Raw genomic sequence first — 6,353 nt, forward strand, 5'->3', positions numbered from 1 at the left:
CCGGCGTCCTGGCCGGTACCCTGCGCTGCATGGCCGATACCGCGCTGCCCGCCGACGCCGTCGTCGTAGCCCGGCTCCGCGCGCGGGACGAGACCATGTTCGCCGCCCTGATCGACGCGTGGTCGCCCGCCATGCTGCGCGCGGCCCGAGCCTACGTGGCCGACGAGCACACCGCGCAGGACGTGGTCCAGGAGGCCTGGCTCGGGGTGCTTCGTGGCATCGACGGGTTCCAGGAGGCCTCCTCGCTGCGTACCTGGGTCTACCGGATCCTCATCAACAAGGCCAAGACCCGGGGCGTACGGGACGCGCGCACCGTTCCCGGGCTCGGCGTCACCGACGACGACCACGGCCCGACCGTTGACCCCGCCCGGTTCCGGGGTGCGGACGATCCGTACCCCGGGCATTGGCGCAGCTCGCCACCCGCCTGGCCGTCGCCGGAGGACGGCGCGCTGGCCGCCGAGACCCGCCGCCAGCTGGCCGACGCGCTGGCCGGCCTGCCCGCCCGGCAACGGGTCGTGGTGACCCTGCGCGACGTTGCCGGGCACAGCAGCGACGAGGTGTGCGAGCTGCTGTCGATCAGCGCGGCCAACCAGCGGGTCCTGCTGCACCGCGGCCGGGCCGCGCTGCGCGCCGTCCTGGAACAGCACTGGGTCAAGGAGGCGACCGCGTGAACTGCGACGAGTTCGTGGAACTGGTCACCGCCTACCTGGAGGGTGCCCTGCCGGCGGAGACCGAGCGGCGCTTCGTCGAGCACCTCGCCGAGTGCGACGGCTGCGACCGCTACCTCGACCAGATCCGCACCACCGTGCGGAACCTGGGCCACCTGCCCGCGCAGGGGCTGGCGTCCGACGCCCGCGACCGGCTGCTGGCAGCCTTCCGCGACTGGCCCGCCACCTGAGCCCAGCCGACCGCCCACCGCACGCCCCATACACCCGACGCCCCGGACGCTGGTCACCTACACCGCGGAAGCCGGCTCCCCGTCGGAGGCGAGCCGGCGACTGCTGTCCTCGCGGGCGAGCACGGCCCGGGTGTAGAGCAGGTCGAAGCCGCGGCGCTGCGCGTTCTGCTGCGACTTCGAGCCGGGCTGGACGGTGATGACCGCGAGGTCGCAGCCGGCCGCGGTGGCATCGGCGAGCCGGGCCGACAGCTGGGCACTCTGAATGCCGCGGCGACGGAAGGCGGGCGCGGTGCCGGCGCCGGTGAGCTGGGCGATGCCGTCGGCGACCCGCATGCTGCCGCCGCCGGCCGGCACCCCGTCCAGCCGGGCCAGGTACCGCTGGACCAGCCCGGCGGCGTCCCGCTCGGCGTAGCCGTGCCACGGGCAGCGCAGCCAGCCGTTCTCGATCGAACCCTCACCCAGCGGCCCACCCTGATGCGGGCACCGATTGTCCAACGCACCCAGCCGCACCCCGCAACGGGCCAACGCGACCGTCCGCCCACCCACGACCACGCTGCGGACCCGCCCCTCGCCGGGCACATCCACCGGCTCCACCCGATGCCAACCGTCGACACTCATGCCGTCGTCCCTCTCCTGTTGATGAGGTGTTCTGCGGTGTCTGTCTCCGGCATCGCGCCCGCCGTTACACGCTCGACGAAACGTGCGCGACGCGTACTGCGTGGTCGTGGACGCGGACGTCGGCAAGCAGCAACGCCCGCCGCCGAGGCCGGTCTGCGGAAACCGTTCGCCAAACCGGCCCCGTTCGGGTTGAGCGGCCACGCCCCTTTGCCGGCCGGCCGCAGCTGCGCGAGGTCCTGCGCGCCAGTCCGCTTGGCCGGGGCCCTCAGGTCCCGCGACAGGCCGCGACAGAACGCGGCGCAGATCATTCCGGGCTGGAGTTCGGGTTGGGGCGGCGAGTCGAGCTGGCCATCGCGTGATCTCCAGACGTGCCCCTTGCAGAGGATCCGCTCGAGTGTCGTGGTGGCAGTTGGCCGTAGAGCATGCGGAGTTGGACGGTGACCAGGTCGTCCACCAGGCCGTCGGGGTCGGTGGCGGCGGCGAAGGTGGCGGTCTGCAGGTCGTCGATCATTCCGGCGAGCACGTGCGGGTCCGGTCCGGCCGGTGCCAGGCCGGCGGCGCGGCCGCGCTCGATCCGCGCGGCCAGCCGGGCGATGTGCGCCTCGCGCAGGCCGGCGCGCCATTGGCCGATCGGTGCGCAGGTGGGCGCTGCGGCCAGGACGCCGGTGAGCAGCCGGCCGTGGGTGCGCCAGATCGCGGCGAGGGTGGCGACGGCGCGCCGCAGACCCGGTTCGTCCGGCTCGGTGCCGTCCAGCCAGGGCCCGGCGTCGGCGTTCAGCTCACCGGTGAGCGCGCGCAGCAGCGTGACCACGACCGACAGTTTGGAGTCGAAGTAGAAGTAGAAGCTTGACCGGGAAATCTCCGCGCCGGCGGCGAGCTCGTCGATCGTGATGTCGGCGAGCGGTTTGTGTGCCAGCAGCGTCCGGGCGGTGTCGAGGATCGCCCGCTCGCGCCGGTCGCCCTTGCTCGGGGCGCGGCGCCGGCCGGGAGTGGGGCTCATGCGACCAGGGTAACGGTTTCCCGAGCTGGAATCGACACAGTGTCGAGTTTTTCGACATACTGTCGAGTACGACCGACAGTCGCCGCTCGACAGGGAGAACACCGTGAAAGAGATCCGCCTCGCCGCCCGGCCCACCGGCTGGCCGACCGCCGCCAACTTCGAGATCGCCGAGACCGAGGTGCCCAAGCCGGGCGACGGTCAGGTGCTGATCCGTAACCTGTTCATGTCGGTCGACCCGTACATGCGGGGGCGGATGAACGACACCAAGTCCTACGTCGCGCCCTTCCCTGTCGGTGCGCCGCTGGACGGCGGCGCGATCGGCGAGGTCGTCGCGTCGAACGTGGACGACCTCCCAGTGGGCGCGGTGGTTGCGCACGGTTACGGCTGGCGGGAGTACGCGGCGGTCGACGCTGCCCGGGTGCGGGTGGTCGACCCGGCGGCGGCGCCCACGCTCTCGGCGTACCTGGGGGTGCTCGGGCTGACCGGCCTCACCGCGTACGTCGGCCTGTTGGACATCGCGCAGTTCCGCGAGGGAGACACCGTCTTCGTCTCGGGCGCCGCCGGCGCCGTGGGCAGCGTGGCCGGTCAGATCGCGCGGCTTCGCGGAGCGAAGCGCGTCATCGGCAGCGCGGGCTCCGCCGAGAAGGCCCGCCATCTGACCGAGGACCTGGGCTTCGACGTCGCCCTCAACTACCGCGACGCCCCGATACGCGACCAGCTGCGGGCCGCCGCCCCCGACGGTATCGACGTCTACTTCGACAATGTCGGCGGCGACCATTTGGAGGCGGCCATCGACACGCTGAACAAGTTCGGCCGGGTCGCGCTCTGCGGTGCCATCGCGCAGTACAACGAGGCCGCGCCGCCCGCCGCCCCGCGCAACCTCGCCCTGTCCATCGGCAAGGAGCTCAACCTGCGCGGCTTCATCGTCGGCAACCACAGCCACCGGATGTCCGACTTCGTCGCCGAGGTCGGCGGCTGGCTGCGCTCCGGACAGCTCTCCGCCCGCGAGACCGTGGTGGACGGCCTGGTGAACGCCCCGGAGGCGTTCCTCGGACTGCTCCGCGGCGAGAACACCGGGAAGATGATCGTCCGGCTCTGACGCCCGTCAGCCGCCTGGACCTGGGCAGCGTCACCCCGGTCCCGGACAAGTGGACGATGAGCGCGAGGCCGGGTCTGTAGTCGTGGTTCAGCAACGCATTCGGGCCGACAGCGGCTGTACAGAAGATGGCCGCCCTCCCCGCGAAGAGGGGAGGACGGCCACCGGCTCAGCTCGTCGGGGGTTGCGGGAAAACGAGGTTCGCGGTGATGTGTTTGCTGGCCAGGGTGTCCTTGATGGTGGTCAGGTGGGCCAGATCGTGAGTGGGGAACCACACCACGAGCGTGCCCAGTCGCGCGTCCCGGGTCAGGACCACGCCGCCCACCGCGTCGAGCTCTTGCTTCACCGCCGCGGGGCTGTCGCCCTCCAACACCTCCAGTTCATTGACGACGACGCCGTTGTCGACCAGCGGGCTCGCGGAAACCGCCGGCGTTGCGGAAATGGGCGGGGCACTGGGCCCGCGATGGGAACAGGCGCCGGTAGGCAGCGTCAGCAGGACGGCCATGACCGCCAGGTACGGTTTCACGTCCATTCCTCAGGGGATCAGCTTCAGTAGATCGATGATCACCGTGGACAAGGTGCGGCCGTCGGACGGGTCCAGGGCGGTGTAGGCGCCGCCGGTCGTTGCGGTCCACGATTGCCAGTACGGGGCAATGCTCGTCCCGCCGGAACTGTCGACCTCGAGCAGGCGGATGTCGCGCGCCTTCAGCGCCGCCAGCGCACCCGTTTGGAAGTCGACGTCGTCCGCCGTTCCGACCACGCCGTCACGGCCGGGGTCGATCCCCGTGTCGCCGCTCAACGGTGGCGTGGCGATGCCCTCGTTGATGTCGTTGTCGTGCGGGACGTTGTCGCCGAAGTTGATGACCAGTTTCAGGGCGTCGGCACGGAACCCGAGGGAGGCGCCGGTGTCGGCTTGGCCGATCTCCCAGAGCGCCCTGCCGTACGCCTCGGGACCGTCACCACCACCGCCGAGCGCCAGCCCGTTGACGACAGCCTGAATCGCGGCCGTGTCCGAGTTGAGTGGCGCGTCGATCTTGAACGGGTAGTCGGTCGAGTCGCCGTAGAGGTTGGGGTAGTCCATCAAACTGGTTACGCCGAACCGGAAGTCGGTGCCCGGCGACGCGGCCTTGAGATCACTCATGGCCTGCCGCAGTTGCGCTTTCGCTTGGTCGACGACCCCGCCCATGCTGCCGGTCAGGTCGATGGAGAACACCACATCGACTTTCGCTGGAAGGTGGAGGGCGCTACCGGCGCAGTCGATGGCCTTCGCCGAGTTGATCTCGTGGAACTTCTGTCCCGGCACTGCGCGTCCACTGCCCTGGGCCGCGTCGACGATGCATTCCTTCACCTTGACCGCCAGCCGGCCCGAGTCCTTGGCCAGCACCAGTCCGGCCAGTCCGGTCACCTGCGGCGCCGCCATCGACGTGCCGCTCATCGTGTCGAACTTGTCTGAGCAGAACCACCACAGGAACGAGCAGGAGTGTCCGACAGTGCTGTAGATGTCCGTCCCGGGCGCGGCCACGGAGACGAGGTTGCCCCGATCCGAGAACGCGGCCAGGTTGCCGCCCGGTTGGGTCGCGGCCACCGACAAGACGTTCTCCGGGAACTCGCTGACCAGGCCGCCGGGGGCCGAAAGGGCGACGTCACGTGACTCGTTGCCGGCGGCGAACACCCACAAGACATCTTTGTTGTGCCGCTTCGCGTAGAGCAAGCCCTGTCGCAGGCTCTTGTTCGCCTCGCCGACAAGTGCGACCAGGTCGGCCGGCGAAGGCCGCCGGTACCCCGGTTGGCTCCACCAGTTGGCGTTGTCCACGTACTGCAGGCTCATGTTGACGACGCGGTCACCGGCGTCGGCCGCGTCGGCCATAGCGGACACCGCCTGCGCGGTCGTGCTGCCGGCGTGGAACTGGTCCAGCGAGCACTGCCACATGACCCCGGTCACGCCCTGGCCGTTGTTGCCTTCGGCACATATTGTCCCGGACACGTGATTGCCGTGCGTGCTGTTACCGCCAGCATTCGTACTGGCGATGTTGTGCTTGAGGTCGTCAACAGCGGGATCGAATCCGGCATCGATTACCCCGATCTTGATGCTTTTCGAGCCGGTGACCTTGTCCCAGGCACCTGGTACGTCCGTCTGTTCCAGGTTCCAGTTGTTGCCGGCCGGGTGAGCCGTGTCCCACGAGCTCCACTTGTTGTCGTTCGGGTACTTGGCCGAGGGATCCTGGGCGTAGAGGTCGTAGGTGGCCGCGCTGACTCCGGCTGTGGCGGCGATCGCCGCTTTGACGGCGTCCAGCCGCGTGAGTGTGGTCCCGGCCGGTAACCGCAGCTGGTAAAGCCGGGCCCGGCTCACTGCACCCTGGATGACGGCATGGTTGCCGGCGGCTATGCGGCGGATCAAAGCGTCTGGGTCGGCATCGTCGAACGAAATCATCACGTTCACCTCGTCAGTCACATATTGCGCACCCGAGGGGAGACGCCCGATACGGTCGGCGCTGGGCGTACCGACGCCGGCCGGAATGGCACCGGCCGTGGGCGCGACCGTGTGGACGTGTATTTCCAGGCCGTCGCTGATTGCCTTATGGCCGACGAAGATCTGTATCGACCCCTCGATGTCTTCCCGGGTCCTGGCCGGTCCCGTAACGGCACGGCCGTTTCAAGATCATGAGTTTGGTGTGAGTGCCGCGTCGCGGTCTGGCCACAGTGGCGTGTCGCGGGGCGTGATGGGAACGAAGCTCCGGTAG

Annotated in this window: 7 protein-coding genes; 3 read left to right on the plus strand and 4 right to left on the minus strand. The window is 69.8% G+C overall.

Annotated elements, in window-relative coordinates; genetic code table 11:
• The first annotated feature begins 29 nt into the window (after window positions 1–29).
• Together IH26_RS0150140 and IH26_RS0150145 are read left to right on the plus strand one after the other, a co-directional pair.
• Window positions 30–671 carry an RNA polymerase sigma factor gene (locus tag IH26_RS0150140; RefSeq protein ID WP_030443406.1) on the plus strand — a complete coding sequence of 214 codons (642 nt, stop codon included), beginning with the start codon at window positions 30–32 and terminating at the stop codon, window positions 669–671.
• The gene (locus IH26_RS0150145) at window positions 668–898 is read left to right on the plus strand and encodes an anti-sigma factor family protein (RefSeq protein ID WP_030443407.1); all 231 of its coding nucleotides are present in this window, start codon (window positions 668–670) and stop codon (window positions 896–898) included. The genes IH26_RS0150140 and IH26_RS0150145 overlap by 4 nt, the downstream gene beginning before the upstream one ends.
• A gap of 57 nt (window positions 899–955) precedes the next feature.
• On the opposite strand, the gene IH26_RS59130 is transcribed toward IH26_RS0150145, so the two are convergent.
• On the minus strand, window positions 956–1,516 hold the full coding sequence (locus IH26_RS59130) for a GNAT family N-acetyltransferase (RefSeq protein ID WP_084599834.1): 561 nt from the start codon (window positions 1,514–1,516) through the stop codon (window positions 956–958).
• A gap of 304 nt (window positions 1,517–1,820) precedes the next feature.
• Window positions 1,821–2,516, minus strand: coding sequence for a TetR/AcrR family transcriptional regulator (locus IH26_RS0150155; protein WP_084599835.1), 696 nt, complete (start codon window positions 2,514–2,516; stop codon window positions 1,821–1,823).
• A 103-nt stretch (window positions 2,517–2,619) separates the two neighbouring features.
• On the opposite strand from IH26_RS0150155, the gene IH26_RS0150160 reads away from it, so the two are divergent.
• The gene (locus IH26_RS0150160; protein WP_030443410.1) at window positions 2,620–3,615 is read left to right on the plus strand and encodes an NADP-dependent oxidoreductase; all 996 of its coding nucleotides are present in this window, start codon (window positions 2,620–2,622) and stop codon (window positions 3,613–3,615) included.
• 166 nt (window positions 3,616–3,781) lie between these two features.
• Here IH26_RS0150160 and IH26_RS0150165 read toward each other — a convergent pair whose 3' ends face one another.
• Both IH26_RS0150165 and IH26_RS0150170 read right to left on the minus strand, forming a co-directional pair.
• Window positions 3,782–4,138, minus strand: a complete 357-nt coding sequence (locus IH26_RS0150165; protein WP_157437837.1) for a hypothetical protein — start codon at window positions 4,136–4,138, stop codon at window positions 3,782–3,784.
• 9 nt (window positions 4,139–4,147) lie between these two features.
• A complete protein-coding gene (locus IH26_RS0150170; RefSeq protein WP_157437838.1) occupies window positions 4,148–6,064 on the minus strand; it encodes a S8 family serine peptidase in 1,917 nt (638 codons plus the stop codon).
• Window positions 6,065–6,353: the final 289 nt, after the last annotated feature.

Source organism: Actinoplanes subtropicus (assembly GCF_000721705.1).
In the GTDB taxonomy this organism is placed as follows: Bacteria; Actinomycetota; Actinomycetes; order Mycobacteriales; family Micromonosporaceae; genus Actinoplanes; species Actinoplanes subtropicus.

What these genes read in the sequence shown, in the direction of transcription:
- IH26_RS0150155 (WP_084599835.1), bottom strand. Translation starts at nt 2,516, where the DNA reads ATGAGCCCCACTCCCGGCCGGCGCCGCGCCCCGAGCAAGGGCGACCGG.
- IH26_RS59130 (WP_084599834.1), bottom strand. Translation starts at nt 1,516, where the DNA reads ATGAGTGTCGACGGTTGGCATCGGGTGGAGCCGGTGGATGTGCCCGGC.
- IH26_RS0150140 (WP_030443406.1), top strand. Translation starts at nt 30, where the DNA reads ATGGCCGATACCGCGCTGCCCGCCGACGCCGTCGTCGTAGCCCGGCTC.